This window comes from Kribbella sp. ALI-6-A (genome assembly GCF_001984195.1).
Taxonomy (GTDB): Bacteria; Actinomycetota; Actinomycetes; order Propionibacteriales; family Kribbellaceae; genus Kribbella.
This window is the reverse complement of the sequence record NZ_MTQN01000004.1, coordinates 115,832-141,342: the sequence shown is the minus strand read 5'-3', so window position 1 is coordinate 141,342 and position 25,511 is coordinate 115,832. Positions and strand designations below refer to the sequence as shown.

The window sequence follows — 25,511 nt, the reverse complement described above, 5'->3', positions numbered from 1 at the left end:
TCACAGCACAGGCAGGCTACTGGGCGGTTAGGCTGCGAGCTTATGGGAGAGACCGTGAACATCCACACCACTGCCGGCAAGCTCGCCGACCTGGAGCAGCGGCTGGACGAGGCCGTGCACGCCGGGTCCGAGCGGGCGGTGGAAAAGCAGCACGCGCGCGGCAAGAAGACCGCCCGCGAGCGGATCGCGCTGCTGCTGGACGAGGGGTCGTTCGCCGAGCTGGACGAGTTCGCCCGGCACCGGTCGACGGCGTTCGGGATGGACGCCAACCGCCCGTACGGCGACGGCGTGGTGACCGGCTACGGCACCATCGACGGCCGGCAGGTGTGCGTGTTCGCGCAGGACTTCACCGTCTTCGGCGGCAGCCTGGGTGAGGTGTTCGGCGAGAAGATCGTCAAGGTGATGGACCTGGCGATGAAGATCGGCTGCCCGCTGATCGGCATCAACGACTCCGGCGGCGCGCGGATCCAGGAGGGCGTGGTCTCGCTCGGCCTGTACGGCGAGATCTTCCGCCGCAACGTCCGGGCCTCCGGCGTGATCCCGCAGATCTCGCTGATCATGGGCCCGTGCGCGGGCGGCGCGGTCTACTCCCCGGCCGTCACCGACTTCACCGTGATGGTCGACGAGTCGTCGTACATGTTCATCACCGGCCCGGACGTGATCAAGACCGTCACCGGCGAGGACGTCACCCAGGAGGAGCTCGGCGGCGCCCGGACGCACAACACCAAGTCCGGCAACGCGCACTACCTGGGCACCGACGAGGAGGACGCGATCGACTGGGTCAAGGCCCTGGTCGCGCACCTGCCGCAGAACAACCTGGAGGACCCGCCGGTCTACGACGCCCCGGCCGACCTCGCGGTGAACGACCTGGACGCCGCGCTGGACACGCTGATCCCGGACTCGCCGAACCAGCCTTACGACATGCACACGGTGATCGAGGCGGTCGTCGACGACGGCGACTTCCTGGAGGTACAGACGCTGTTCGCGCCGAACATCGTGGTCGGCTTCGGCCGGGTCGAGGGCCGCCCGGTCGGCGTGGTCGCCAACCAGCCGCTGCAGTTCGCCGGCACGCTCGACATCGACGCCTCCGAGAAGGCGGCCCGGTTCGTCCGGACCTGCGACGCGTTCAACCTGCCGATCCTGACCTTCGTCGACGTGCCCGGCTTCCTGCCCGGCACCGACCAGGAGTGGAACGGCATCATCCGCCGCGGCGCCAAGCTGATCTACGCCTACGCCGAGGCGACCGTCCCGATGATCACCGTGATCACCCGCAAGGCCTACGGCGGCGCGTACGACGTGATGGGCAGCAAGCACCTCGGCGCCGACATGAACATCGCCTGGCCGACCGCGCAGATCGCGGTGATGGGCGCGCAGGGCGCGGTGAACATCCTGCACCGCCGCGAGCTCGCGGCGGCCGACGACGTCGAGGCCCGGCGCAGCGAGCTGATCGCCGAGTACGAGGAGCACCTGGCCAACCCCTACATCGCGGCCGAGCGCGGCTACATCGACGCGGTGATCAAGCCGAGCGAGACCCGCGCCGAGATCGTTCGCGCCCTGCGCCTGCTGCGCACCAAGCGCGACACCCTGCCGCCGAAGAAGCACGGCAACATCCCGCTGTGATCGGAGCCCCGCATGCCTGACATTCCCGCCGATCCGCCGGTCGAGCCTGGTGCCGATTCGCGGACCGAGTCCGACGCCGCCGCGCCGATCCTCCGGGTGGTCAAGGGTGACCCGTCGCCCGAGGAACTGGCCGCGCTGGTCGCCGTCGTCAGCGCCCGCGCCGCCGCGCCCGCTCCCGCCCCGGACACCCAGCGCGCGAGCGACTGGGCGACGTACTGGCGGCACGCGAAGCGCCCGCTGCACCCCGGCCCTGGACGGTGGCGCGCGAGCGCGCACCCGTGAACACTGAGGTATGGCCAAGTACGCGGTGAACCCGGCGGCAGTGGAGTACGCGCGGAAGCTGATCGAGGGCCGGCAGTACGTGCTGGACAGCGACTGGGGTGCGTCCCAACCCGACGCCGATGCGCAGAACTCCTACCTGGCCAACCACGGCTGGGACGAGTACGGCGCCTGGCACCTCGGCCTGACCGAGGGCGCGAACGACGAGACCAAGGCCCGGCACGCCTTCGTGTACGGCGACTTCCGCCGAGTCCACCGGACCGGGCTGATCGCGTGCGTCTACCGGGCGTCCGAGTGGCGCCACAAGGACGTGGAACTGGCCGCGCACGACCTGCTCCAACTCCTGGACGCCAAAGCCGGGATCAAGTGAGCCGGCGGAATCGGACCAACGGATAGACGGGTACGCCGGGGCCGCCGCGCGCCGGACCTTCGAACGTCGTGGCGCCGTCGAGGACCAGACCGTGCTCGGAGGCGCGGGCGATCAGGTGGGACAGGGCGTCGCCGGAGCGGCGTTCCTTGGGCGAGCGGCCCTGGGCGTACCGGCCGGCGTCGGACTTCTCCGTCGTGGTGACAAAAACCCCACCGGGCCGCAGCACCCGCGCCGCCTCGGCGATGATGCCTTCGGTGTCGTCGAGCAGGTGCAGCAGCCAGATCGCGACCACCGCGTCACAGCGGCGGTCGGCGATGGGCAGCCGGGCGGCGTCAGCCGCGGCGACGTGACCGGGAAGCCGGTAACGGGCGTGCTGGAGCATCGCGGACGACAGGTCGACGCCGTGCACCAAGTTGCCTAGAGCAACCAGCTCGGCGCCGACGATCCCGGTGCCAACGGCAAGTTCCAGCACGCGGGAACTGGCTTCCGGCAACAAACGGTGCACCGCTTCGGCGGCGGCTCGGGCGCGGGCTTGGCCGCCTCGGGTTTCGTCGTAGTCCGCGGCTTCGGCCTCGTCGTACGCGAAGTGGGTGGGCTGCCACAGCGACGGCCACGGGATGCCGACGTCGGCGAGCATGCGGCGCAACAACGGCAGCGAGAGACCGACGACATTGTGGTAGTCGCCCTCGATGCCGGTGACGAAAGGACCGCCGAAACCATCGACAGTGAAGGAACCAGCGACGACCAACGGCTCGCCGGTCTCGACGTACGCGTCGATCTCCTCGTCGGTCAGTTCGGCGAAGTGAACCGTGGTGGAGGCCAGTTCGCGCAGTTCCTGCTTGCTGCTGGTGTCGAACAGACAGTGCCCGGTGTGCAGTACGCCGCTGCGCCCGCGCATCATCCGCAGCCGTTCGCGCGCGATCTCCGGCGTACCGGGCTTGCCATAGGCGACGCCGTCGATCTCCAGCACCGAGTCGCACCCGAGCACCGTCGCGTGGTCGTCGAGCGTCGCGACCACGGCTCGCGCCTTCAGGACCGCCAGCAGTCGCGCCAGCTCGCCAGGGTTCTCCGCCGTGACGTTGTCCTCGTCGACACCGGAGACGATCACCTCCGGCTCGACGCCGGCGTTGCGCAGCGTCTTGAGCCGCGCCGGCGACGCCGAAGCGAGCACGAACCGCGGCCGCCGCATCTCCGGCTCCGCGTCGCGCGCCTCCGTCGTCGTCCGCCGGTCCCCGGCTTGCGCGCTCACAGGCGGGCGAGGGCGCGACGCAGCGGGTCGAGCCCGATCGAGCCGAGGTCGAGGGCCTCGCGGTGGAAGCTGCGCAGGTCGAAGTCGGCACCCCGGCGCTGCCGGACCTCCTCGCGGGCCTGCAGCCAGATCCGCTCGCCGACCTTGTACGACGGCGCCTGTCCCGGCCAGCCCAGGTACCGGTTCAGCTCCGAGCGCAGAAACTCGGTCTCCATCCGCGAGTAGGCCCGCAGGAACTCGAAGCCGAGCTCGGCGTTCCACCGCTCCCCCGGCCGGAAGCCGAGCGGGTTGTCGCGCGGGATCTCCAGCTCCAGGTGCATGCCGATGTCGACGATCACCCGGGCCGCCCGGAATCCCTGCGCGTCCAGCATGCCGAGCCGCGCGCCAGGCTCCTCCAGGTAACCGAGCTCCTCCATCAGGCGTTCGGCGTACAGGGCCCAGCCTTCGCCGTGGCCGGAGACCCAGCAGCCGATCCGCTGCCAGCGGTTCAGCGTCTCGCCGCGCAGCATCGTCTGCGCGACCTGCAGGTGATGCCCGGGCACGCCCTCGTGGTAGACCGTGGTCACCTCACGCCAGGTCGCGAAGTCGTCGATGCCGTTCGGCACCGCCCACCACATCCGGCCGGGCCGGGTGGTCAGATCCTCGCTCGGCGGGGTGTAGTAGATCGATCCGTCCGACGTCGGCGCGATCATGCACTCGATCGTCCGGATCGCGTCGGGGATGTCGAAGTGCTCGCCGGCCAGTTCCGCGACGGCCGCGTCGGCGAGCTGCTGCATCCAGTCCCGGAACGCCTCCTTGCCGTGGATCTTGCGGGCCGGGTCGTTGTCCAGCAGTTCGGCCGCGGCGACGATGCTGCGGTCGCCGCCGTTCAGCGACGCGGCGATCGTCTGCATCTCGGCGTCGATCCGGGCCAGCTCCTGCCAGCCCCAGGCGTAGGTCTCGTCGAGGTCGACGGCCGCGCCGAGGAAGTTGCGCGAGGCAAGCTCGTAGATCTCCCGGCCGACCGCGTCGCGGGCCCGGCCCTTCGGCACCACCTCGGTGGCCACCCACTGCCCGAACTGGTCGTACGCCGAACGCGCCGACGCCGCGGCCGCCTCGACCGCCGCCTTCACCGGCCCTTCCGGCGCTCGCGCGGCCAGGCCGCCGAAGAAGTCGTCCCCCTCGGCCCCGGTCCAGCTGGCGATCCGGGTGGCCAGGTCGTTCAGCTGCCGGACGGCCGACACCCGACCCTGGCCGGCCTGGTCGAGCACGGTCTCGCGGAACCCGTCCAGCGTCGTACCGACCTGGTTGAGCCGGATCGCGATCGTCTCCCAGTCCGACTCCGACGCGGTCGGCATCAGGTCGAAGACCTGCCGGATCTGGGCCGGGATCGAGGTCAGCGCGTTCAGCTGCGACTGCGGTACGCCGGCCTCGAGGTTCTCCACCTCGAGCCCGAGCCGCTCCACGAACGCGTCCTGGGCGACCTCCTCGCGCGGGCTGCCCGGCTGGATCGCGCGCGCCTCGGCCAGCGCCCGCTGGTGCAGTTCGAGCAGGCCGTCGAAGCCGTTCGGGGAGAAGTCCGGCAGCTGGTGGTCGTGGCCCTCGACCCCCATGAAGGTCGCCTCCGTCGGCATCAACTCGAGGTACTGCTCGAGGAACCGCTCGGAAACCTGGTCGATCGGGCTGTTCGGTGTGGTCGCGTCCGTCACGCCCCGACCCTACCTGCCGCCGGTCCGGCCCTCCTGCCCATTTCCCTCACCGCCCGCGGAACCCCGCCTGCGCGCCCCGCGCGTCTTCGCCGGCCGGTGTCGGTACCGTCGGCGCATCCACTTCTCGAGACAGGCGGTCCGATGCCCCAGTACCTCGACGGCGTCCGTCTGCTGCACCACAAGGACCAGCAGACCACCACCGACGCCACGTTGACCTTCGCCGTCGGCGCGCAGGACGAGACGCTGCCCACGGTCGGGATCGCGCACGCGCTGGAGCACCTGGTGATGAGCACGGTCCGCCGGCTGCCGATCACGATCGACGCGACTGTGGACACGACCACCACCAGCTTCCTGGCGAGCGGCTCCCCGGCCAGGGTCGGGGAGTTCCTCAACGGCATCTGCGCGGCCCTGTCCGCGCCGCCGGTCGAGCGGCTCGAGGTCGAGGCCGGGGTGCTCGCGGCCGAGGACGGCTGGGTCACGCACCCGATGGCAGCCCTGCTCTACAACGTCCGGTACGGCAACCGCGGCGCAGGGCTCGACTGGCTCGACGGTCCGGGCCCGGACGGCCTGACCGGCGACCAGGTGATCGCCTTCGCGCGCAGGTGGTTCACCGCGGACAACGCGGTCCTGCAGCTCACCGGCCCGATCCCTGAGGGGCTGAAGCTGTCCCTGCCGACCGGCGGCCGCCCGCGCCACGGCCGGTACGCCGCCAGGTCGTTCGACGGCCCGGTCGCGGTCGGCTTCGGCATCCCGGGCGCCGCCGTCCTGCTGTCCCTGCCCGACGGTGACGCGGCCCGGACCTCGGTGCTGGCGACCGACGTCCTGCAGCAGCGCATTGAGGAGATGTGCCGGCACGTCGGCGGCCACAGCTACGTGGTCGACTCCGACTCCGTGCACCAGCCGGACGGCACCACCGACTGGGTCCTGTACGCCGAGGCCCGCGAGGGCACCGAGGACGCGGTCGCCCAGGCGGTCGCCGAGGCACTGACCGACCTGGCGGCCAACGGGCCGTCCGAGGAGGAGCTGCGGTTGGCTCTCGACCGCTTCGACGAGGAGCGCGCGACGTTCGATACCGAGCTGAGCGCGGAGTTCGCGGCGTTGCGGCGGGAACTGTTCGACGAGCCCGAAGCAGAGCCGCTCGATCCGGACCGGGTGCGGGCCGTGCGACCCGACGAGCTGGCCGCCGTACTGCGGGCCGCGCTGCCGTCGGCGATCGGGTATGCCACCGAGGAGTCGCTGGAGCAGTGGACCAAGCTGGGCTTCCAGGCGGTCCCGCTCTGCCCGGTCGGCGGTGAACTGCCCGCCGGGCAGGAGTTCCGGCCGCACCGGGTCGCGCGGCTGTTCTCGCGGGAGGCTCGGGAGATGACGCTCGTCCTGGCGCCGGACGGGCTGGCCATTCGCGACAACGACGGCGTCCACCGGTTGCCGTGGGACGGTGTGGCGGGCGTGATGCGGGCCGGCGACGGTACGACGGTGGTGTTCGGAGCGGACGGCTGCGTGTTCCCTGTCTCCGGTGACCTCTACCGCGGTGGCGCGAAGGTTGTCGACGAACTGGAGCGGCGGGTCGACCGGTCGCTGTGGTTCAAGGAGTCGCGGTTCAAGGCCGAGGAGGACTGAGCTACTGGTCGACCGTCCGGCCCAGTTACTGCTCGACCGTCAGGCCCGCGGGCGCCGCCTGCTTCCAGGAGTCGAGCAGGATGTCGTAGAGCTCGTCGGGCCCTTCGAGTGCCGACAACCTGGCCCGCACCCAGGCCGAGCCCGCCTCGTGCGGCGGAACCCAGAACTTGTCCGGCTCGGCCGCGATCAACTCGTCGCGCTCGAGCCGGGGACAACGCACCGCGAACGACGTCTGGTCGTCCGGCACGGTGACGAACATCCGCCCGGCGACATCGAAGGTCGGGTGGTTCCACCGCTGCTTCTCCACCGTCTCCGGCAACGACAGCGCGATCCGGCGTACGTCGTCCGCGTCCAGCACAGTTGTTCCCTCCCACCCAGGACCGTTCCCTCACACCCAACTCCTGCGAGGGAACCATCCTGCCGCACTCCGGGGACACTCTTCCCCGGCTGTACATCTTCAGCGCGCTCGGCGGGGTCCCGGGATGAGCAGGGCGACGAAGGCTCCGACCGCGACCACCGCGGCGCCGACCCACACCGCCGGAACCAAGCCCTCCACGAACCGGGTGGGTGACTCGTACCCGCCGGCCGACGCGAAGACCGAGGCGAGCACGGCGACGCCCATCGCGACGCCCACCTCGCGGATCGTGTTGCTGGTGCCCGACGCGACGCCCCGATCGGCCTCGCTCGCGGCCGCCATCACCACGCTCGCGGTCGGGGCGAACGTCAGTCCCATCCCGACGCCGGCGAGCGCGAACGGTACGACGTACGAGCCGTAGGTGACATCGACCGTCGTGACGAGCGCCATCCAGGCCAGCGCGACGGCCAGCAACGCCTGGCCGCTCGCGATCAGCACTCGCGCACCGACCCGGTCCACGATCAGCCCGGCGATCGGCGCGACGACCATCGGCGCCATCGTCCACGGCAGCGTCCGCAGCCCCGACTCCAGCGGCGAGTAGCCCTGCACGACCTGGAAGAACTGGGCCAGCAGGAACACCGCCCCGAAGACCCCCATCGAGAAGGTGAACGACGTCGCGTTGACCGCGCTGATCGCCCGGATCCGGAACAACCGCAGCGGCAGCATCGGCGCCGGCGACCGGCTCTCCCAGACCAGGAACACGGCCAGCAGCACCACCCCGCCGATCATCGCGCCGAGCACCGGCCCGGACGTCCACCCGTCGTCGGCGCCGTGCACGACTCCCCACACGACCGCCAGTACGCCGGCCGCGGACAGCACCAGCCCGAGCGGGTCGAACCGGCGGCTACCGCCGTAGGACTCGGTCAGCACGCGGGCTACGAACGGCAGCGCCAGCAGGCCGATCGGCACGTTCAGCCAGAAGATCCACTGCCAGTTGAGCCCGTCGACCACCGCGCCACCGACGACCGGACCGACCGCGACGCCGAGGCCGGAGATGCCGCCCCAGATGCCGATCGCCGCGCTGCGCTTGCTCGCCGGTACGGCGGCCGACAGCAGCGTGAGCGACAACGGCATCACCGCGGCCGCGCCGACGCCCTGGATCGCCCGCGCGCCGATCAGCATCCACGGCTCGGTCGCCAGCGCGCAGGCCGCCGACGCGAGCGTGAACAGCAACAGCCCGGCCAGGAAGATCCGCCGCCGGCCGAGTCGGTCGCCGATTGCCGAGGCGGTCAGCAGCAGCGTGGCGAACGACAGCGTGTAGGCGTTCACGAACCACTGCAGGTCGGTCAGTGAGGCGCCGAGGTCCTGCTTGATCACCGGCAGCGCGGTGGTCACCACCAGGTTGTCCAGCGTGACCATGAACACCGGTATGCCGACCACGGCCAGCACCGTGCCGAGCGAGCGCCGGGCCGGCCCGGGGGCCTGGACCTCGGGCTCGAGGGTTGTCGATGTCATCTCGTACCCCTCCGTCGGTTGTTGTTATCGACTGATAACTAACGTCGTCTCAAAGTATGCATCGACTGATAACATGTCAAGCGACAAATGCGGGACGAGACAGGCGCGGGACGAGCTGCCGCCCGCGGCGTACGGAACGAGTGCAGTCGAGTGCGGAGGAGTGCGGATGACGAGGACCAGGCTCACGGCGGCCGAGCGCGGCGAGGAAGTGCTCCAGGCGGCGGTGCACGCGTTCGGCCGGTCCGGGTACGCCGGGACGAAAACCGACGAGATCGCGCGGCTCGCGGGGGTGTCGCAGCCCTACGTGATCCGGCTGTTCGGGACCAAGCAGCAGCTGTTCCTGGCCACCCTGCAGCGGGTCTGCGACGAGATCGAGCAGGCCTTCCGCGACGCGGCGGCGGAGCGGCCCGAGCTGGAGTCGCTGGGTGACGCGTACCAGCAGCTACTGGTCCAGCGCGAGCTGCTCGTCGTCCTGCTGCACGGATTCGCGGCGAGCGCGGAGCCGGCCATCGGGGACGCCGTCCGGGAGCGGTTCGGCGGGATCTACCGGCTCGTGCGTGAGCTGACCGGTGCGACTGCTCCGGAGGCCCGCGAGTTCATGGCGACCGGCATGCTGCTGACGGTGATGGCCGCCATGCAGGTCGCCGGGCCGAATCCGGTCTCCTGCACGTGGGCGACGGACCTGTTGGAGAACCTCTAGCGCACTGGCGCGCCCTAGTCGTTCACCGACTGGCCGGCGGCGAACCAGACCGCGGCGGTCGCGGCCGCCAGCGCGGCGACGGTGACCACCAGGGAGCCGGGCACTTCGGCGTCCCGCACGACCGCGGCGCCGATCGCGACGAGCGGCCCGAGCAGCGCCGCGATGCTTGCTGGAAGCAACCACCTGCGCAGCGACCGGCGGCCGACCTTCGCGTACGACGGCAGCTGCGCGGCGTACGCCGAGGCCAGGTGCAGCAGAAGCAGCCCGAGCCCGGTCACCACGGTCACCCAGCCGACGTCAGCCGGGGCCCTGAGCAACCATCCGGCGAGCACGACGACCAGGAAGACCAACGCGGCCGCCGAATCCGGCAGCACGACACAAACCAGCAGCAGAAACGCGCCCGCGATCGAGATCACGTCCATCTGGTCCCAGGGCTGCAACCCCGGCACCACCAGAGCGATCACCCCACCAAGCGCGATCATTCCCCGCGCGATCAACGGCCCTCGCCCCGACGCCCGAAGCTCACCAAGCCACCGCGTCAACCGATCAGCGATACTCACAGCTCGCCCCCAAGAGGTGCTCGAGCGCCCGCGTTCATGACCGCATCCTCGGAGCAGCAGCGACCCGAGCCGCGTCGCGCAGCACCTCGTCGAGCGTGCCGGCACCCCGCCACCGGACCGTCGGAACCCCCAGGTTCCCCAGCCGATCCAGCTCACGCCGCCGTTCCAGCAACCGGATCCGCCACCCGAGCGGCCAAGCCTGCGCGTCGTGCTGCTCCAGCGCGGTCACCTCCGCCACGTCGTCAGGCAGCGTGTCCACGGCGATCACCGTGCACCCGGAGTGGACCAGCGTCACCACGTACCCGAGGATCGCCGGCCGCAGCAGCGGGCTCAGCACCAGCACCAGGCTGTCCGGCCGGATCCGATGCCGCCGCGCCAGCGCATGCTCGTCCTGCTGGCGACCCTTCTGACCGGCGTGCACCAGCACGTCCAGGATCCGCCGCAGATGCGATCGCCCGCTCCCCGCCCGCACCCCACCGACCGCCGTACCGGTGTCGACCAGCCGCACCCGATCCCCATGCCGCAGGTAGTGCTCGGCGATCGACGCGGCCGCCCGGACCGCCGTGTCCAGGCTGCTGGAGCGCCCGTCGATGCCCTCGCTGATGCCGACCTCACCACCGGAGTCCAGCAGGATGACGACCTCGGTGTCCCGGTCCGACCAGGTCGACGTCACGTGCAGCTCCCGCGTGCGCGCGGACACCGACCAGTTGATCCGCCGCAGCCGGTCACCGGTCCGGAACGGCCGCACACCCGACAGTTCAGTGCCCTCCCCCGGCCGCCGCGACCGGTGCAGACCGACCAGCCCAGCAGGCCGCGGTACGGCGTCCACCGCCTCGAACCCCTCCCGTAGCGGCAGCGTGGTGACGACCTGCGGCTCGACATCCGGCAGGTGCACCCGGTACGCGCCCAGGTCCGAGGTGGCGATCACCTGCGGCCGCTCCAAGTTCCGCTGCCCCCACCGCTCGGACCGTACGCCGACCTCCAGCGACACAGTGCCGTCAGCCGCCGGCTCGGCCAGCGCGGCCTGCGGCGGGTCGTACCGGAACCACTGCGTCCGCGGCACCGCGGCGACGACCAGGTCGATGTCCGGATCGACAGTGCCCGGCACCAGCACCCGGTACGTCGTGGCCTGCCCCTCGAACAGCACGTCCGCGTCCAGCTCGGTCCTGACCTCTGGAACGGTCCGCGGCCGGAAGAACCGTCCCCAGACCGCGACGAACGCCAGCGGCACACCCAGAACCGCCAGGTCCGGCCGACGGGCGACGACCGCGACCACCAGCAGTCCGGCGGCCACGCAGACCACCCGGACCTGCGCGTGGGTCGGCCGCCAGGTCACTGCCGGGCGCCCACGACGGTCGGCGGCGCCGGTACCTGCCCCAGCACAGCCCGTACGACACTGGCCCCGGTCACGTCGTGCAGCCACAGCTCCGGCCGCACAGTGATCCGGTGCGCCAGCGCGGCCACGGCAACAGCCTTCACGTCCTCCGGTACGACGTAGTCCCGGCCCTGGATCACGGCGTACGACCTGGCGGTGAGCAGCAGCGCCAGCGAGCCGCGCGGCGACGCACCGACGAGCACCTGCGAGTCACGCCGGGTCGCAGCGGCCAGGTCCACGCAGTACCGGCCGACGGTGTCGTCGACGGTCACCGTCTCGACGGCGCGCTGAGCGGCGAGCAGACCGGCCGCGTCGGTGACCGGCTCGACGGACTGGTCCTCCTGGCGCCGTGCCATCCGGCGCTGGAGTACCTGCCACTCCTCGTCGGCGCTGGGGTAGCCGAAGCCGATCCGCAGCATGAAGCGGTCGAGCTGGGCCTCCGGCAACGGGTAGGTGCCCTCGTACTCGACCGGGTTCGCCGTTGCCAGCACGTGGAACGGCGACGGCAGCGGGAACGTCTGGCCCTCCACGGTGACCTGGTGCTCCTGCATGGACTCCAGCAGAGCCGCCTGGGTCTTCGGAGGGGTCCGGTTGATCTCGTCGGCGAGCAGCAGACCGGTGAAGATCGGTCCCGGCCGGAAGACGAACTCGCTGTTCTTCTGGTCGTACACGGAGGCACCGGTGACGTCGGACGGCAGCAGGTCCGGGGTGAACTGGACCCGCCGGAACTCCAGCCCGAGCGCCTGCGCGAACGACCGCGCGGCCAGCGTCTTGGCCAGGCCCGGATAGTCCTCCAGCAGCACGTGACCGCCGGCCAGGATTCCGGCCAGCACCAGCTCGAGCGCCTCCCCCTTGCCGACCACGGCCTCGCCGACCCGGTCCAGCACCTGCCGGCTGAGCGCGGAGACGTCAAGTGGCGTCAGCCCGGCGGCGTCGCGGGGTTGGGAATCAGTCACGGTTCCTCACAGCTTCTCGATGGTCTGGACAGCCAACTCGATCTCGGCGAACGACGCCGTGGCCGGTTCGGTCCCGGTGATCAGGTCCCACACCTGGTCGCCGACCAGCGCGCGGGCGCGGTCCGGTTCGCGGTCGGGGTCGATGCCGTGCCGGTGCACCAGCCGGTCCGTGGCCAGCTCCAGCAGCATCGGGCGGATCCGCCGGACGAACGTCTGTGAGCCCTCACCGGTACGCCGCTCCCGCCCGGACTCCTGCACCCAGGTCGCCAGGAACTGGGTCCGGTTGTCGTTGCTCCGGCTCCGCAGCTCGGCCCACTTCTCGTCGAACCGCGACGGCCAGGTGGTCTCGATCACCTGCGGAAAGACCAGCCGCACCGCCACCGACACGAAGCCGACGGCCAGCGCCAGCCCGACGAACCACATCGGCCGCGGCGCCGTCCCGGCCAGACCGAAGCCGGCAATGAACAGCAGTGCAGCCAGCAAACAGATCAGCAGGTGCCGCAGCAGCACTCGGTTCACCAGCCGAGCCTGCCCGCCGGTGCTCGGACCAGGGGCCGTTGGAGTGGTCATCGGGCCGCCACGGCGGCGGCCAGCTCGTCACGCAAACGCAGCAGCGCAGTCCGTGCCTGGGTGCGAGCCTCTTCGCTCGAGCCGTGGGTCGAGTAGCGCGCCTCGCGGTACAGCTGAGCCAGCCGGAGCAGCTCCGGCTCCGAGATGCCGCCGATCCCGAGCACCCGCACCGTGAACTCGGCCGGAGTCTCCGACGGCTCACGCGCCACACCTGCCGACGCGGCCGCCTCCTCCAGCGCGACCCAGCACGCGATCACCGCGTCGGTCGCCGTGCCGGAGTCCACCGACGACAGACCGGACTCGACCGCCTCGGCGAGCCGGTCGACCTTCACGCGCTCCCAGTCGGTCTCGCCGTCCTCGGCCTGCGGCAGCTCGACCCGCCGCAGGATCCGGTAGACCAGCCGGAGCAGGAAGAGCACGACCAGCACCGCGGCGGCGTACAGCAGCGCCGTCCACAACGCCTTGATCCACTCGGGAATCTCGATCGGCTTGATCTCCCTGGGCGACGGCCCCTCGCCTGGCGTCGGCACCGACACCGACTGGCTCACCTCGATCGAGGGCGGAGTGCGCGGCGCGGCCGTGCGGGTGCTCTCGCTGACCGGCTGCACACTGCCACCGGCCGACGCGAACACCACCAGCACGACCGCCGCGACTCCCAGCACGAGCACAGCAGCCACCGCCAGCACACTGCGTCGCGTCGGCTGCATCCCGGAAGGGTAGCTCCGAATCAGAAGCCCGTGTCGAGCCAGGGTAGGCGGTTTCCGAGCAACGCCTTGGAGGTGGCCGCGAGTGCCCCTTCGGTCCGCTCCTCGACCAGACCGGCCGCACCGAGCAGCTCCAGCGACGGCTTGCCCAGGTACACCGCCCCCAGCTCCCGTACGTCGACCAGTACGTCGGCCGGCCGGTCCGTTGGCTCACACGTCGCCCCACCGGGTCCCCCGGCCAGATGCCACGCGCCCGCGTTCCAGGGCAGGAACTCGTCGGTGACCCCGAGCACCACGTCCACCTCCTCGGCGTACGTGCGCCCGGCCAGCGCCCGGCCCACGTCGACCAGACGCACCCACAGGCCGTCCGTCGTGACCGCCTTCGGCGCGCGTGGGTCCACCAGCAGCGACAGCAGCGGGTCGTCCGACGGCAGGTGGTGGTACGTCGTCTCGCTCAGCAGGTCCTGGTTGAGCAGGAACTGCCAGAGCGCGACATGCGACGCCAGGTCCCGGGCATGGACCCGCGACACGTCGACGAATTTTTTCGTGGTCCGGCGGGTGCGGAAGTACGCGTACCCGGTCACCTCGCCGTCGACCGAGGCCAGCACACACCGCAGCGGCGAGCCGCCGCTGGCGTCGGTCACGACGTTCTCGCCGCCGACGTAGTCCTCCCAGCGCTCGTCGTGCAGGATCATCCCGGGCCGGCCGACGGCCTCGTCGTTGTGGATCTTGGTCGTCACCGGACGGGCCTCGACCGGGTCGGCGTACCGGATCCTGACCTTGTCGATGCCTGCGACCGGGCGCATCGCGCGGGACGCCTTCGGCACGGTGATGTGCTGGTAGTCGGACCCCAGGCCGTAGCCGAAGCGGCCGTAGATCGCCGGCTCGCTGGCGGTCAGTACGGCGAGCGGCTCGGTCCCGGTCTCGTGCAGGTCGGTGAGCTGGGCCCGCATCAGCTCCCGCAGGATGCCCCGGCGCGTGTGCGTCGGGCTGACGCAGACCATCGTGACGCCCGCGACCGGCAACTGCGCGCCCGGCACGGTCATCGTCATCCCGAACGAGCCGGTGTGCCCGGTGAGCTCCTTGTCCTCCCGGGCGACGAAGCTGCGCTCCGGCTCCCACATCCGCTGCTCGGCCGCCAGTTGCGCGTCGTTCCAGGGCGCCGCGAAGCCCAGGTTCAGGAGCTTGACCAGCTCGTCCCACTCGCCTTCGAACCGCTCGATCCCGTTCGTCATCCCCCTTGCCTACCAGACTCTCCCGGCCATCGCCCCTCACTTTCGCGGGCGATGGCCGGGCCGGTGGGCCGGCTGGGCAGGGCGCACCGCTCAGAGGGTGATCGACCAGTTCGTCAGCGTGCCGGAGTCACCGGGGCCGTTGTCGCCGATGCGCAGCGTCCAGGTGCCTGCGGCGTTCTCGGTGGCCGGGACCGAGTAGGTCTTGCTGCTGGGCAGTGCGTGGCAGGTGCTGCCGCCGTAGCGCTGCAGGTAGTACCAGCGGCCGCTCGGCGAGACCAGGCTGATGTTGAGGTCCTCCAGGCAGGTGTGGTTGCCCTCGACTGTCACCTGGAGCGGACTGGTCGCCCGGCCGGACGCGGTAGAGCGGACTGCGCTAACCGTGGTCTGGAAGTCGCGGATGGGGTAGTCCGTGCCGTTGCTGAAGGTCCGGCCTCCGGTGCTGCCCGGCTGGGTCCTGGCCGTCACTGCCGAGCTCGGCTGGGACTTGTTGCCTGCGGCGTCTTTGGCCTGCACGGTGAACGTGTACGCCGTGTCGGCGCTCAGTCCGGTGACGGTGGCGGACGTGCCGGCGACTGATGTGGCGAGCGAGCCGCCGGTGTAGACGTCGTACCCGGTGACGCCGGTGTTGTCGGTCGAGGCGTCCCAGGCGAGCGAGACCGAGCTGCTTGTCGTACCGGTGGAGCGGAGGTTGCCCGGTGTCGTCGGGGCCTCTTCGTCCGGGTCGCCGGGGTCGCCGGTGAGCAGGGTGAGGTTCCACTTGGCCAGCGCTTCGTTGACCGGCTGGAAGATCGAGTTGTCCTCGTTCGGCGTACAGGTGGAGTTGCCGCCGGAGTGCAGGCCGACGGCCCGGTCGCCCCGCAGCCAGGCGCCGCCGGAGTCGCCGCCCTGGGAACAGGCGGTGGTAGTGGTCAGGCCGTCGATCACGACGGTGCCGTAATTGATGGACTGGTTGACCGCGGTGACGCGACCGCACTCGAAGTTCGGCGCGGTGTTGCCGGAGTGGCAGACCGTGTCGCCGACGATCGCCTCGGCCGAACCGGTGAGGGTCAGCGCGGGCTGCCCCCAGGTGTTGACGGCCGGGGAGATGGTCCAGCCGGTCTCGGTCACCGCCACGACACCCATGTCGCCCTCGCGGGCGTTGACGCTACGGGCGCCGCCGGCGTTCGAGGTGCCCAGGCGGTTGCGCTGACCGGACTCGCCGTACGCGGGCTGGTTGGCGTCGTTGGTGCAGTGGCCGGCGGTCAGGAAATGCTTGTTGCCTTGGGCATCGGTTGCTGGGAAGCCGACGGAGCAGTACGTCTCGCTGCCGGGCCACCAGGGATCGCCTGGGTTCACGTCGCCGGCTTGTTGGCGGAAGTCGGTGCTGGTGGGCACGACCCGTACGCCGTCGCCGAGCCCGCGCAGCGCGCCGTACGCGCCGCGGGCCTTGACGACGACCTTGTTGGACGCTGGGTCGATGCCCCAGCTCTGCAGTCTGCCGGAGCGGTCTGCGCGGGCGAGTTTGTCGACCTTGGCGAGCAGGGTGTTCAGCTGCTGCTGGCTGCGCGTGACGAGCTTGGGCGTTGCGCCGGCCTGCCGGACTCGCTGGGCGGCCTGCGTGGTCGTGACGGCGACCTGCAGGTTGCCGTCGGCGATCCAGCGGCCGGCGAGATCCGGGGCTTCGGGCAACTGTTCGGAGATCTGGTGCGGGGTGGGGTGGTGCGGTTGGGCTGGTGTGGGTTGAGCTCGGTCCGCCGCGTTCGCGGGGCCGGCGATCGCGAGCAGTCCGGCGATCACCGCCGTACCGCCGATCATCGTTGTCCTGCAGCGTTTCATGGGCGTTCTCCTTGCTCGTCCGGGAGGGGTGGCCCGACCCTAGGAGCGAACAACGGCGCCCGACATCGCTCAGAACCCTTTCACAGTTAAGGTTCCGGGCCTCAACACTTCACAGCTGGAAGCCCCACCGGAAGCCGTACCGACCGGGACCGAAGTTGAGCGCCACACCATGGACCGCGGAGCTCGGGTCCACCAGGCGGATCCGCTCGGCGGCGTCGTCGAGCTGGGAGTACTGCTCACACCAGGCCGGCGGGGTGTCGAAGGAGATCTCCAGAACGTACTCGCGCACGGGCAGGCGGAACTTGCGTTCGTAGTTGCCGGCCGGCGGGTACGGCGCTGCGTTCACCAGCTCGTGCTCGGTGATCACCGTTTCGCCGTGCCGCAGTGGGCGGTCGAAGAGCAGTTCGGCGACGAGCAGGCCGTCGGCCGGACGGGAGACGACGTGGCCGAGCCGGCAGTGCCTGAGCGGGCGGATCGCCGGCAGCGGCCGGTTGTGCTCGTCGAGGTGCATGATCACCACCCAGCGGTCGGGCCCGTCCGCCTCGGCCCGCAGGACCTGGCGGGAGTGGTACGACCGCTCGCCGCCCTCCGGGCTGACGAACACCCGGTCGTGCTGGCTGATGCGGGTCAGCCGCTCGTCCCAGCGGATGTCGACCTCACTGACCGCGTCCTCAACTGGATCGGGCTCGGGCCAGAACGCAGCCACCTCCGGCGAACGCACGGTACTCAGCCACCGGCCACGTCGCCGCGGTGGACCGAGCGAGGACGACAGAGTGCCCGGCGGGACCTCGAGGACGGACTCCAGCAGGGCCACGGCGACCAGGGAGTCGCGGCGCTCGGGTCGCGACCGGCCCGACTGCCAGTAGCTGAGCGTGGCCAGGCTGACGGTCACTCCCTGTGCCCGCAGCCGCTGCCGGATCCGCTCGAGCCCGAGCCCACGAGTCTGGATCGCGGCCCGCAACACGTTTGCGAACTCGTGCTCGGGCACCTGGGCTCCCGGCGCCGCCTGCTCTCCGGAGCCGCCGCGCCGGCCGATGGACCGATCCGGCACGGTGCCTCCTCACGCCTCCCGCCGCGGGCGCCCGGCGTACGCGCCCTGGAGCCGGAGGCTAGCTCGCCCGCCCCCCTGGGGGAAGCGGCGGGCCTGGCGTGACCGGATTAACAGTTCACAGCTGCGGCGCGGGCGATTCCCCGCCAGGACGCGGAAATTTCCCGGCCTGGCGGGAAAGTCTGACAGGTCAGGCTCTGGACTGATGAAAATCGTTTTCATATACTTCCGGCATGGCCGCCCATTGGAAGACCCCGCTGACCTTGCTCGTAGGCCTCTCGACGACCCTGCGCGGCCCGGTTCTGGACGCCATCACCGACTCCACCACGGTGGCGATCGTGGTGGACCAGCACGAACTGCAGAGCCGCGGCGTACTGAGCTGGCAGGTGGTCGATGCCGGCGGGCAGATCGACGCCGGTGAGTTCACCGTGGACGACGACTGCGGCGCGTGTCAGCTGATCGAGTCGCTGCTGCCGCTGCTGGAGACGCTCGTCGCGCGCGGTCACTGGCAGCACATCGTGCTCGCGGCCCCGCCGGCGATGGAAGCGCGGCCGCTCGCGAGCGCGCTCGTCGCGACGATGCCGGAGGTCGAGGTCGACACGGTCACCTGTGTCGTCGACGCCGTCCTGCTGGTCGAGCAACTGTCCGGCGACGAGCTGCTCGACGAACGCGGCCTCGCCCTCGGCCCGCCCGACCGCCGCAACGTGGCCGAACTGACCGCCCGCCAGATCGAGTACGCCGACGTCTGCGTGCTGGCCAACGCGCACCGCGCCCGCGCACCGGAGCGCCTGCGCAACCTGCTGCTCCACCTGAACCCGCGCACCACCGTCGTCGCGGCCGACCCGGCCGGCGTACCGGCTGGTCCGGTCGCCCGCACCGGCCTGTTCGACTTCGCCGCCGCCGAGGCCTGGGCCGGGGACATCGCCAACGGCGACCGTCTCCAGCCCAGCGGAGAGGGCGTCACCACAGTCTTCTGGCGCTCGACCCGCCCGCTTCATCCGGGCCGCCTCAACGACGCCCTCGAGGACATCGTCAACGGCGTCGTCCGCAGCCGAGGCGTCGTCTGGCTGGCCAACCGCCCGACCCAACGCCTCCGCTGGGAATCAGCCGGCTACAGCGCCTCCCTCGGCACGCTCGGCGAATGGTCCGACACGGAGCACCTCGCCGAGTGCACGGTCGTCGCGACCGGCGTGGGGCTCGATCCGGCGCGGCTGCAAGCGGTGCTCGACGCGTGCCTACTCACGGAGTCGGAGTTGGCTACGCTGGACTGGCAGTCCTTGGAGGATCCGTTCGCGGGCGTGCTGTGAACAGGCTGACCACCTGACCCCGCCGCACCGATCCGGCTCGATCGCCTCGCAATCGGCCGAGATCAGCCCCTCGGGACCCTCAGCCCCTGACCACCGCCAGGTGATCGGCAGCGACGCCCTGCAAGTGGTCGAGGTCCGAGGACACCGTCGCGAACGTGTAGCCCTCGGTCAGGCGGCGTTTGGCGGTCGGCCCGTCGTTCGTGTGGATGCCCGCGGCGACTCCGGCTGCAGCGGCGACCTCGGCGATGTGAACGACGGCCGCGTCGAACTCCCCGCGCACGTCCGGATCACCCGGGAACTTGCCGCCCACCGCCAGGCACAGGTCCGACGGGCCGACGTAGATCCCATCCAGACCCGGTGTCGCGCAGATTTCCTCGACGTTCGTCAGCCCGGCGGCGGTTTCGATCATCGCCAGGACGACGGTGGCCGCGTCCGCCTGGGCGGGTACCGGCCCGATCCGCAGCCCGGAGCGCGCCGGCCCGAAGGAGCGAATCCCGCTCGGCGGATACTTGGCCGCCCGGACCGCGCGCGCCGCGTCCTCGCCGCTGTCCACCAGCGGCACGATCACCCCGGCCGCGCCGGCGTCCAGCGCCCGGCCGATCGGGGTCGCGTTGTTCGCCTCCACCCGCACCAGTCCGACGGTGGCGTCCCGGGCGCTCCCGGCAGTCCCGGCGGACGGGTCCACCACCGGCCCGGCGGCGGCCGCGTCGATCGCCATCAGCCCGTCGAGGATCCCGCGCGTGCTGAGCAACCCGTGCTGAGCGTCGAGCACCACGTAGTCGTAGCCGACGCGCGCGATGCGTTCGGTGGCCGGCGGGGCGTCGAGCATGACCCAGTAGCCGACCAGGTGCTCACGGGCGCGGAGACGAGCGGCGAAGTTGTCCACCGGACTGTTCTATCCGATCGGCCACCCTCCAGCTACCCGAGCAGCGGCAACCGGCTCGCCGACTCCCCCAGCATCTCCAGGTCGTTCTCGTCCAGCGGCAGCCGGCCCGTTGCCTTCAGCACGTACGTCGTGGTGTCCCACCCGATCACGTCCCACGCCTCCGGCCCGAACAGCCCGTCCAGCGTCCGCGCCGTCACCTGCAACGCCTCCGGATCCGGCTCCGGCGCGTCCGGCAGGTCGACGATCAGGTCCAGGTGGTGCACGGTCGCCTCGACGATCAGCGTCGCCACGAAGTCCTTGGCCGCCAGCACATGCCCCTGCGTCTCGATCCGCTTGCCCTTGTCAACCAGCCCGACCGCGGCCGCCCGCGCCGCCGCCTCGGACAGCTCCCGCCAGTGCTTCACCAGATCGACCGAAGGCTTCCGGTACGCCGACGCAACCACCTGCACGAACGACGTGTCGCCGCCGTCCCCCGGCGGATAGTCCTGCCAGTACGTGACGAAGTCCCGATCCGGCTCCGCCTCCGACGGAGTCGCGAACGCCGCGAGCGCCCGCTCCGCGTCGTACAGCAGATGCACCAGCAACGGCCCGACCGCCATCCCCGGGCATCTCGTCGGCCGCGCGAAGTCCGCATCGGACAGACCCTGCACGACCTCGGTCACCCGGCCGTACGCCCGTCCCAGCGTCGCAGCCGCCGACAACGGCAACGCCGGACGCTCAGGAGCCTTCATACCTCCGAACGTAAACCCCGTGCGCGGGCAATCCAACCTCCGACACAATCCCGGCCATGTCCGGTATCGAGTCCGTCCTGCACCAACTCGTCGCCGACGCCGGCCTGCCGCCGGTCGCCGAGATCACCGCGCTGACCGGCCACGGCTTCGACCACGAGATCCTGCACGCGATCCTGGCCGACGGCCGCGAAGTCGTGCTCCGGCACCGCCCGGACGCTCCCCGCCCGGTGCCTCGCGCGCTGGCCCGCTTCCTCGCCGACCACGAGGTCGCTGCGCCGGCACTGCTCGGCGGCACTGACACTGCGACGCTGTACGAGTACGCGCCGGGCGAGATGCTGTCCGCTCTGGTTGACGAGGGCCGGGTGAGCGACGAGCAGTGGCAGGCGGTCGGTACGGCGTTCCGCGGGCTGCATGCGATTCGCTTCCCCGCCGGGCTGGCCGGATCCTTCACCAGGGACGGGCGGCTGAGCCTGCAGCTGTCCGACCCGGTCGCGACTCTGCACGAGGAGCTCACGCGGTCGGCGCCGGTGCTGGCGGCGACGCTGCCGGGCGTCGTACCGCAGCTGCCTCGGCTGCACGCGGCGATCGACGCCTACGCCGACCGCCTGCGCAGTACGCCGACCGCGCTCGCGCACTTCGACGTCAACCCGGCGAACATCATCGTCACCGCGGACCGGGCGACGCTGATCGACTGGGGTGAGCCGCGGGTGCTCGACCCTGGGCAGGAGATCGCGGCGCTCGAGGAGCACGTGTACCTGCTCGACGGCTCGCCCATGCTTCCGCCGGCCTTCTACACCGGCTACGGACCGCGCCCGGCGACGACCGCGCTGCACCGGCTCACCGGCGCGATCGGCTGGTACACCTCCGGCGACTTCGACGAGTGGGAGGCCCTGCCGGCCGCGCTCAAGCCGAAGGCCGACCGCTGGAACCGGGGCTTGGCGGCCTACCTGTCCAAGCTGCCTGAACTGCTGCACCAGCTCTGAGCCGGCGCGTACTTCCAGCACTCACCAACACCCGTTCCGGCGCCGATCACGTCGACCGTGAGCGTGGCCAGGCACCCACAGCCGAGGTTGGTGAGTGCTGCACGTCCGCGGATCAGACCGGCGGGACCCCGTGCCGCTTCGTGCTGAAGTGCCGGTCCTTGGTCTGCGCCGCGGCCAACCGAGCGATCAGGTCCTCCCGCAAGTCCTCCGGCTCGACGATCGCGTCGATCACCAGATCGGCGGCCAGGCGCAGGATGTCGATGTCGGTCTCGTACTCCTCGCGCAGCTTGGAGACGTACTCGACCCGCTCGGTCTCGTCGGCGATCTCCTGGATCTTGTTGTAGTAGACGGCGTTGATCGCCGCCTCCGGACCCATCACCGCGATCTTCGCGGTCGGCAGCGCGACGCACGCGTCCGGCGAGAAACCAGGCCCGCACATCGCGTAAAGCCCTGCCCCGTAAGCCTTCCGGACGATCACCGACACGGTCGGCACGGTCGCCTCCGACACCGCGGTGATCATCTTCGCGCCGTGCCGGATGATCCCGGCCCGCTCCACCTCGGAGCCGATCATGAACCCCGGCACGTCGCACAGGTACACCAGCGGCACGTTGAACGCGTCGCACAGCCAGATGAACCGGGCCGCCTTGTCCGCGGAGTCGACGAACAGCACGCCGCCCTTGACGGCCGGCTGGTTCGCCACGATCCCGATCACCTGCCCCGCCAGCAGCCCGAACCCGACCACCAGCTCCGGCGCGTACGCCGGCTTGAGCTCGAAGAACGTGTCCGCGTCGACCAGCGCGTCGATCACGTCGTGGATGTCGAACCCGACCGACTCCTCGGCCGGCACCAGGTCGCGGGTGAAGTCCCGGCCCGGCCCGGAGGCGTCGTACGACGGGGGCCGGTTCTGCCAGGAGCCGGGCACGTACGCGAAGTACTGCTTGGCCAGCTCGATCGCCTCGGCGTCGTCGGCTGCGAGCAGGTCGCCGCAGCCGGAGACGCTGGTGTGCATCCGGGCGCCGCCCATCTCCTCCAGCGTCACCTTCTCGCCGACCACCATCTCGGCCATCCGGGGCGATCCGAGGTACATCGAGGCGTTGCCGTCGACCATGATCACCAGGTCGCAGAACGCCGGGATGTACGCGCCGCCCGCGGCCGATGGGCCGAACAGGCAGCAGATCTGCGGCACCTTGCCGGACAACGCGACCTGGTTGTGGAAGATCCGCCCCGCGCCGCGCCGGCCCGGGAACAGCTGCACCTGGTCGGTGATCCGCGCCCCGGCCGAGTCGATCAGCCAGAAGATCGGCAGTTCGTCACGCAACGCGAGTTCGGTGACCCGGACGATCTTCTCGACCGTGCGCGCACCCCACGACCCGGCTTTCACGGTCGGGTCGTTCGCGACCAGCAGCGCCGGCCGCCCGTCGACCAGCGCCCGGCCGGTGATCACGCCGTCCGCTGGCAGGCCCGGGTTGAGCGCGTTCGCCAGCTGCGCGTCCTCGACGAAGCTGCCCTCGTCGACGAGCAACGCGATCCGGTCGCGGACGTACAGCTTGTTCTGCGAGTCGAGCTTGGTCTTGGCCTTGTCGGTCGGCGCCAGCGTCGCCTCGCGGGCGACCTTGACCTCGGTCCAGTGATCGCGCGTCATGCGGCCAATCCTGTCATCCGCTCGGTTGCCGGGGACATCACTCGACGGGGAGGCCCAGACCGCGGGCGATCAGCATGCGCTGCACCTCCGAGGTGCCCTCGCCGATCTCCAGGATCTTCGCGTCCCGGTAGAACCGTGTCACCGGGTACTCCTCCATGAACCCGTAGCCACCGAACACCTGCGTCGCGATCCGCGTCGCCGTCACCGCGCTCTCGCTCGCGTACAGCTTCGCGACCGCGGCCGCCTGCTTGAACTCCTGGTACGGCGCCCCGTTGTCCTTCAGCGCCGCCGCCCGGTAGACCAGCAGCTCGGCCGCGTCGGCCATCACCTTCAGGTCGGAGATCTGGAACGCGACGCCCTGCTTCTGCCCGATCGGTACGCCGAACGTCTTGCGCTCCCCGGCGTACTGGATCGACATCTCCAGGCAGGCCTTGATGCAGCCCAGCGCGACCGCGCCGATCGCGACCCGGCCGTCGTCGAGCGTGGCGAGGAACTGCGCGAAGCCGCGGCCGCGTTCGCCGAGCAGGTTGTCCTTCGGCACCCGGCAGCCCGCGAACGACAGCGGGTGGGTGTCCGAGGCGTGCCAGCCGAGCTTGTCGTACTGCGCCTCGGCGACGAAGCCCGGCGTACCGGCCGGGACGATGATCGTGGAGATCTCCGGCCGCCCGTCGGCACGCTCGCCGGTCCGCGCGGTCACCGTGACCAGCGAGGTGATGGTCGAGCCGGAGTTCGTGATGAACTGCTTCGCCCCGTCGATCACCCACTCGTCGCCGTCCAGCACCGCGCGGGTCTTGGTCGCGCCGGCGTCCGATCCGGACTCCGGCTCGGTCAGCCCGAACCCGGCCAGCGCGCGCCCGGCGACCAGGTCCGGCAGCCAGGTCTGCTTCTGCTCGTCGGTGCCGTAGGTGAGGATCGGGTTGATCCCGAGCCCGACCGCGGCCTCCAGCGTGATGCCCATCGACTGGTCGACGCGGGAGATCTCCTCGATCGCCACGCACAGGCTGGTGAAGTCGCCGCCGGCGCCGCCGTACTGCTCGGGCGCGGTCAGCCCGAACAGGCCGAGCTTGCCCATCTTCTGCACGGTCTCGACCGGGAAGTGGTGCTTGCGGTCCCACTCCGCGGCGTACGGCGCGATCTCGGCCTCGGCGAAGTCGCGCACGCTGTGGCGGAACTCGCGGTGCTCCTCGGACAACTCGTACGACATGCCAGGCTCCTCGTGGTTGACGCTTACGTAAACGTAAAGCACAGTGGGGCGTGTGCACAATATCCGGGTGACCGCAGACACCCAGACCTGGTCGATCGCCGACCTGGCCGCCGAGTACGACGTCACCCTGCGCACGATCCGCTTCTACGAGGACCGCGGCCTGCTGACGCCCGAGCGCCGCGGCACCGTCCGCGTCTACCATCCGCGCGACCGCGTTCGCCTCGGGCTGATCCTGCGCGGCAAGCGCCTGGGTTTCTCGCTCGACGAGATCGCCACCATCGTCAACATGTACGACGCGGAGCCGGGCGAGGAGGGCCAGCTCGTCTACCTGCTGCACCAGATCGCCACCCGCCGCGCCGAGCTGGAACAACGCCGCCGCGACATCGAGGAAACCCTGCACGAGTTGGCCGAGGTCGAACGCCGCTGCCAGGCGGACCTCGACAACCTCAGGCAGAAGACGCACTGACTCGCGCGTCAGGCCGCCTGTGGATGTGGGCGCCTCTCGCCGCTGCGCGGCTTTCCACCCCGGCGGCCGCCTGCCGCCGCGGCATCTTCCGCCGTCAGGTCCGCAGGTACTCCCCGGGCACCACTCGTAAGTCCTCACGCTCGACCAACAGAGTGATCCGGCCATTGGCATGGTCGCCGACCAATTCGATCGCGATCACTCGCACCGGCCGCTCCTGGTACGTCAGCAGCGTCGCGCCAGGCTTGACCACCCCACCGAGCAGCCGCCCCGACACCAGCACCCCAGGCCGCACAGCGAGATCGAACACAGCCTCGACCAGGAACACCACCGGCCCGTCCTTTACCTCCTGCGCGGACCACCCAGGCGGATACTTACGCGGAAACCCAGGCTCACTGGCCGGCTGGTGCTCCAGGCCGGTCAGTTCGTAGTTGCCGCACCGACGACAGACGAACCCGTCGCCGTACATCAGCCCGTCCTCGCCGCCGTACATGTCCTCCAGACACGCGTGCGCGCTCTCGTCCGCGCAGCACGGGTCCGCGCCTCCGTGGGCGTAGCAGGCGACCGCATCGCGTGCTGGACACAGATACGCGTAGTCGCAGCAGTACTTCACACCCGCGACGCTACCCATTCCGGGGG

The 25,511-nt window shown here is 70.8% G+C and carries 25 protein-coding genes; 8 read left to right on the top strand and 17 right to left on the bottom strand.

The window, feature by feature from the left end; all coding sequences use genetic code 11:
• Positions 1 to 42 precede the first annotated feature (42 nt).
• From BWI15_RS01090 to BWI15_RS01080, 3 genes are read left to right on the top strand one after another with little or no spacing between them, the layout of a single operon-like run.
• Positions 43 to 1,620 (top strand): acyl-CoA carboxylase subunit beta, encoded by a 1,578-nt coding sequence (locus tag BWI15_RS01090; protein ID WP_077012348.1) that lies wholly within the window; start codon positions 43 to 45, stop codon positions 1,618 to 1,620.
• Positions 1,621 to 1,632: 12 nt separating this feature from the next.
• A complete protein-coding gene (locus tag BWI15_RS01085) occupies positions 1,633 to 1,902 on the top strand; it encodes an acyl-CoA carboxylase subunit epsilon (protein WP_077012347.1) in 270 nt (89 codons plus the stop codon).
• A 10-nt stretch (positions 1,903 to 1,912) separates the two neighbouring features.
• Positions 1,913 to 2,269: a hypothetical protein gene (locus tag BWI15_RS01080; RefSeq protein WP_077012346.1), complete on the top strand. Its 357-nt coding sequence runs from the start codon at positions 1,913 to 1,915 to the stop codon at positions 2,267 to 2,269.
• Here the strand turns inward: BWI15_RS01080 and BWI15_RS40570 are convergent.
• Positions 2,262 to 3,458, bottom strand: a complete 1,197-nt coding sequence (locus BWI15_RS40570; RefSeq protein WP_077012411.1) for a Maf family nucleotide pyrophosphatase — start codon at positions 3,456 to 3,458, stop codon at positions 2,262 to 2,264. The two genes, BWI15_RS01080 and BWI15_RS40570, sit on opposite strands and share 8 nt — an antisense overlap.
• Before the next feature lie 56 nt (positions 3,459 to 3,514).
• The gene (locus BWI15_RS01070; RefSeq protein ID WP_202817537.1) at positions 3,515 to 5,206 is read right to left on the bottom strand and encodes a DUF885 domain-containing protein; all 1,692 of its coding nucleotides are present in this window, start codon (positions 5,204 to 5,206) and stop codon (positions 3,515 to 3,517) included.
• A 141-nt stretch (positions 5,207 to 5,347) separates the two neighbouring features.
• On the opposite strand from BWI15_RS01070, the gene BWI15_RS01065 reads away from it, so the two are divergent.
• Positions 5,348 to 6,823 carry an insulinase family protein gene (locus tag BWI15_RS01065; protein WP_077012345.1) on the top strand — a complete coding sequence of 492 codons (1,476 nt, stop codon included), beginning with the start codon at positions 5,348 to 5,350 and terminating at the stop codon, positions 6,821 to 6,823.
• A 25-nt stretch (positions 6,824 to 6,848) separates the two neighbouring features.
• Here the strand turns inward: BWI15_RS01065 and BWI15_RS01060 are convergent, their stop codons facing one another.
• Entirely contained in the window at positions 6,849 to 7,181 is a 333-nt protein-coding gene (locus tag BWI15_RS01060) for an MmcQ/YjbR family DNA-binding protein (protein WP_077012344.1), read from the bottom strand.
• Between the two features lie 99 nt (positions 7,182 to 7,280).
• Entirely contained in the window at positions 7,281 to 8,693 is a 1,413-nt protein-coding gene (locus tag BWI15_RS01055) for an MFS transporter (protein WP_077012343.1), read from the bottom strand.
• A 166-nt stretch (positions 8,694 to 8,859) separates the two neighbouring features.
• Between BWI15_RS01055 and BWI15_RS01050 the strand changes: the two genes are divergently transcribed.
• A complete protein-coding gene (locus BWI15_RS01050) occupies positions 8,860 to 9,393 on the top strand; it encodes a TetR/AcrR family transcriptional regulator (RefSeq protein WP_077012342.1) in 534 nt (177 codons plus the stop codon).
• 14 nt (positions 9,394 to 9,407) lie between these two features.
• Here BWI15_RS01050 and BWI15_RS01045 read toward each other — a convergent pair whose 3' ends face one another.
• The 8 genes from BWI15_RS01045 to BWI15_RS01010 all read right to left on the bottom strand — a co-directional run bounded on the left by BWI15_RS01045 (position 9,408) and on the right by BWI15_RS01010 (position 17,659).
• Complete coding sequence (locus BWI15_RS01045; RefSeq protein WP_237771074.1) at positions 9,408 to 9,875, bottom strand: hypothetical protein; 468 nt, start codon at positions 9,873 to 9,875, stop codon at positions 9,408 to 9,410.
• A gap of 112 nt (positions 9,876 to 9,987) precedes the next feature.
• A complete protein-coding gene (locus BWI15_RS01040) occupies positions 9,988 to 11,289 on the bottom strand; it encodes a DUF58 domain-containing protein (RefSeq protein WP_077012340.1) in 1,302 nt (433 codons plus the stop codon).
• Positions 11,286 to 12,284 (bottom strand): AAA family ATPase, encoded by a 999-nt coding sequence (locus BWI15_RS01035; protein ID WP_077012339.1) that lies wholly within the window; start codon positions 12,282 to 12,284, stop codon positions 11,286 to 11,288. The genes BWI15_RS01040 and BWI15_RS01035 overlap by 4 nt, the downstream gene beginning before the upstream one ends.
• 6 nt (positions 12,285 to 12,290) lie before the next feature.
• Positions 12,291 to 12,854, bottom strand: a complete 564-nt coding sequence (locus tag BWI15_RS01030) for a hypothetical protein (protein WP_077012338.1) — start codon at positions 12,852 to 12,854, stop codon at positions 12,291 to 12,293.
• A complete protein-coding gene (locus BWI15_RS01025; protein ID WP_077012337.1) occupies positions 12,851 to 13,561 on the bottom strand; it encodes a DUF4129 domain-containing protein in 711 nt (236 codons plus the stop codon). The genes BWI15_RS01030 and BWI15_RS01025 overlap by 4 nt, the downstream gene beginning before the upstream one ends.
• A 20-nt stretch (positions 13,562 to 13,581) precedes the next feature.
• Positions 13,582 to 14,793, bottom strand: a complete 1,212-nt coding sequence (locus tag BWI15_RS01020; RefSeq protein WP_077012336.1) for a GNAT family N-acetyltransferase — start codon at positions 14,791 to 14,793, stop codon at positions 13,582 to 13,584.
• A gap of 90 nt (positions 14,794 to 14,883) precedes the next feature.
• Positions 14,884 to 16,608, bottom strand: a complete 1,725-nt coding sequence (locus BWI15_RS01015) for a proprotein convertase P-domain-containing protein (protein ID WP_168197243.1) — start codon at positions 16,606 to 16,608, stop codon at positions 14,884 to 14,886.
• A gap of 109 nt (positions 16,609 to 16,717) precedes the next feature.
• On the bottom strand, positions 16,718 to 17,659 hold the full coding sequence (locus BWI15_RS01010; RefSeq protein WP_077012334.1) for a transcriptional regulator: 942 nt from the start codon (positions 17,657 to 17,659) through the stop codon (positions 16,718 to 16,720).
• Positions 17,660 to 17,889: 230 nt separating this feature from the next.
• Here BWI15_RS01010 and BWI15_RS01005 point away from each other — a divergent pair, with 230 nt between their 5' ends.
• Positions 17,890 to 18,963, top strand: coding sequence for a CobW family GTP-binding protein (locus BWI15_RS01005; protein ID WP_077012333.1), 1,074 nt, complete (start codon positions 17,890 to 17,892; stop codon positions 18,961 to 18,963).
• Between the two features lie 79 nt (positions 18,964 to 19,042).
• On the opposite strand, the gene BWI15_RS01000 is transcribed toward BWI15_RS01005, so the two are convergent.
• Together BWI15_RS01000 and BWI15_RS00995 are read right to left on the bottom strand one after the other, a co-directional pair.
• Positions 19,043 to 19,849 (bottom strand): HpcH/HpaI aldolase family protein, encoded by an 807-nt coding sequence (locus BWI15_RS01000; protein ID WP_077012332.1) that lies wholly within the window; start codon positions 19,847 to 19,849, stop codon positions 19,043 to 19,045.
• Between the two features lie 32 nt (positions 19,850 to 19,881).
• On the bottom strand, positions 19,882 to 20,580 hold the full coding sequence (locus BWI15_RS00995) for a maleylpyruvate isomerase N-terminal domain-containing protein (RefSeq protein ID WP_077012331.1): 699 nt from the start codon (positions 20,578 to 20,580) through the stop codon (positions 19,882 to 19,884).
• Between the two features lie 56 nt (positions 20,581 to 20,636).
• Between BWI15_RS00995 and BWI15_RS00990 the strand changes: the two genes are divergently transcribed.
• Positions 20,637 to 21,563, top strand: coding sequence for a phosphotransferase family protein (locus tag BWI15_RS00990; RefSeq protein WP_077012330.1), 927 nt, complete (start codon positions 20,637 to 20,639; stop codon positions 21,561 to 21,563).
• Positions 21,564 to 21,675: 112 nt separating this feature from the next.
• Here BWI15_RS00990 and BWI15_RS00985 read toward each other — a convergent pair whose 3' ends face one another.
• Together BWI15_RS00985 and BWI15_RS00980 are read right to left on the bottom strand one after the other, a co-directional pair.
• Positions 21,676 to 23,205: an acyl-CoA carboxylase subunit beta gene (locus tag BWI15_RS00985; RefSeq protein ID WP_077012329.1), complete on the bottom strand. Its 1,530-nt coding sequence runs from the start codon at positions 23,203 to 23,205 to the stop codon at positions 21,676 to 21,678.
• 37 nt (positions 23,206 to 23,242) lie between these two features.
• Positions 23,243 to 24,409, bottom strand: a complete 1,167-nt coding sequence (locus tag BWI15_RS00980) for an acyl-CoA dehydrogenase family protein (RefSeq protein WP_077012328.1) — start codon at positions 24,407 to 24,409, stop codon at positions 23,243 to 23,245.
• 67 nt (positions 24,410 to 24,476) lie between these two features.
• On the opposite strand from BWI15_RS00980, the gene BWI15_RS00975 reads away from it, so the two are divergent.
• Positions 24,477 to 24,875 carry a MerR family transcriptional regulator gene (locus BWI15_RS00975; RefSeq protein WP_143465358.1) on the top strand — a complete coding sequence of 133 codons (399 nt, stop codon included), beginning with the start codon at positions 24,477 to 24,479 and terminating at the stop codon, positions 24,873 to 24,875.
• A 94-nt stretch (positions 24,876 to 24,969) separates the two neighbouring features.
• Here the strand turns inward: BWI15_RS00975 and BWI15_RS00970 are convergent, their stop codons facing one another.
• Positions 24,970 to 25,485: a hypothetical protein gene (locus tag BWI15_RS00970; protein ID WP_143465357.1), complete on the bottom strand. Its 516-nt coding sequence runs from the start codon at positions 25,483 to 25,485 to the stop codon at positions 24,970 to 24,972.
• Positions 25,486 to 25,511 lie beyond the last annotated feature (26 nt).

Bases quoted from the DNA above. Each gene is read 5' to 3' on its own strand.
- BWI15_RS01090 (WP_077012348.1), top strand. From the start codon at position 43: ATGGGAGAGACCGTGAACATCCACACCACTGCCGGCAAGCTCGCCGAC.
- BWI15_RS01085 (WP_077012347.1), top strand. From the start codon at position 1,633: ATGCCTGACATTCCCGCCGATCCGCCGGTCGAGCCTGGTGCCGATTCG.
- BWI15_RS01080 (WP_077012346.1), top strand. From the start codon at position 1,913: ATGGCCAAGTACGCGGTGAACCCGGCGGCAGTGGAGTACGCGCGGAAG.
- BWI15_RS40570 (WP_077012411.1), bottom strand. From the start codon at position 3,458: ATGCGGCGGCCGCGGTTCGTGCTCGCTTCGGCGTCGCCGGCGCGGCTC.
- BWI15_RS01065 (WP_077012345.1), top strand. From the start codon at position 5,348: ATGCCCCAGTACCTCGACGGCGTCCGTCTGCTGCACCACAAGGACCAG.
- BWI15_RS01055 (WP_077012343.1), bottom strand. From the start codon at position 8,693: ATGACATCGACAACCCTCGAGCCCGAGGTCCAGGCCCCCGGGCCGGCC.
- BWI15_RS01050 (WP_077012342.1), top strand. From the start codon at position 8,860: ATGACGAGGACCAGGCTCACGGCGGCCGAGCGCGGCGAGGAAGTGCTC.
- BWI15_RS01045 (WP_237771074.1), bottom strand. From the start codon at position 9,875: ATGATCGCGCTTGGTGGGGTGATCGCTCTGGTGGTGCCGGGGTTGCAG.
- BWI15_RS01030 (WP_077012338.1), bottom strand. From the start codon at position 12,854: ATGACCACTCCAACGGCCCCTGGTCCGAGCACCGGCGGGCAGGCTCGG.
- BWI15_RS01025 (WP_077012337.1), bottom strand. From the start codon at position 13,561: ATGCAGCCGACGCGACGCAGTGTGCTGGCGGTGGCTGCTGTGCTCGTG.
- BWI15_RS01020 (WP_077012336.1), bottom strand. From the start codon at position 14,793: ATGACGAACGGGATCGAGCGGTTCGAAGGCGAGTGGGACGAGCTGGTC.
- BWI15_RS01015 (WP_168197243.1), bottom strand. From the start codon at position 16,608: ATGAAACGCTGCAGGACAACGATGATCGGCGGTACGGCGGTGATCGCC.
- BWI15_RS01005 (WP_077012333.1), top strand. From the start codon at position 17,890: ATGGCCGCCCATTGGAAGACCCCGCTGACCTTGCTCGTAGGCCTCTCG.
- BWI15_RS00995 (WP_077012331.1), bottom strand. From the start codon at position 20,580: ATGAAGGCTCCTGAGCGTCCGGCGTTGCCGTTGTCGGCGGCTGCGACG.
- BWI15_RS00990 (WP_077012330.1), top strand. From the start codon at position 20,637: ATGTCCGGTATCGAGTCCGTCCTGCACCAACTCGTCGCCGACGCCGGC.
- BWI15_RS00985 (WP_077012329.1), bottom strand. From the start codon at position 23,205: ATGACGCGCGATCACTGGACCGAGGTCAAGGTCGCCCGCGAGGCGACG.
- BWI15_RS00980 (WP_077012328.1), bottom strand. From the start codon at position 24,409: ATGTCGTACGAGTTGTCCGAGGAGCACCGCGAGTTCCGCCACAGCGTG.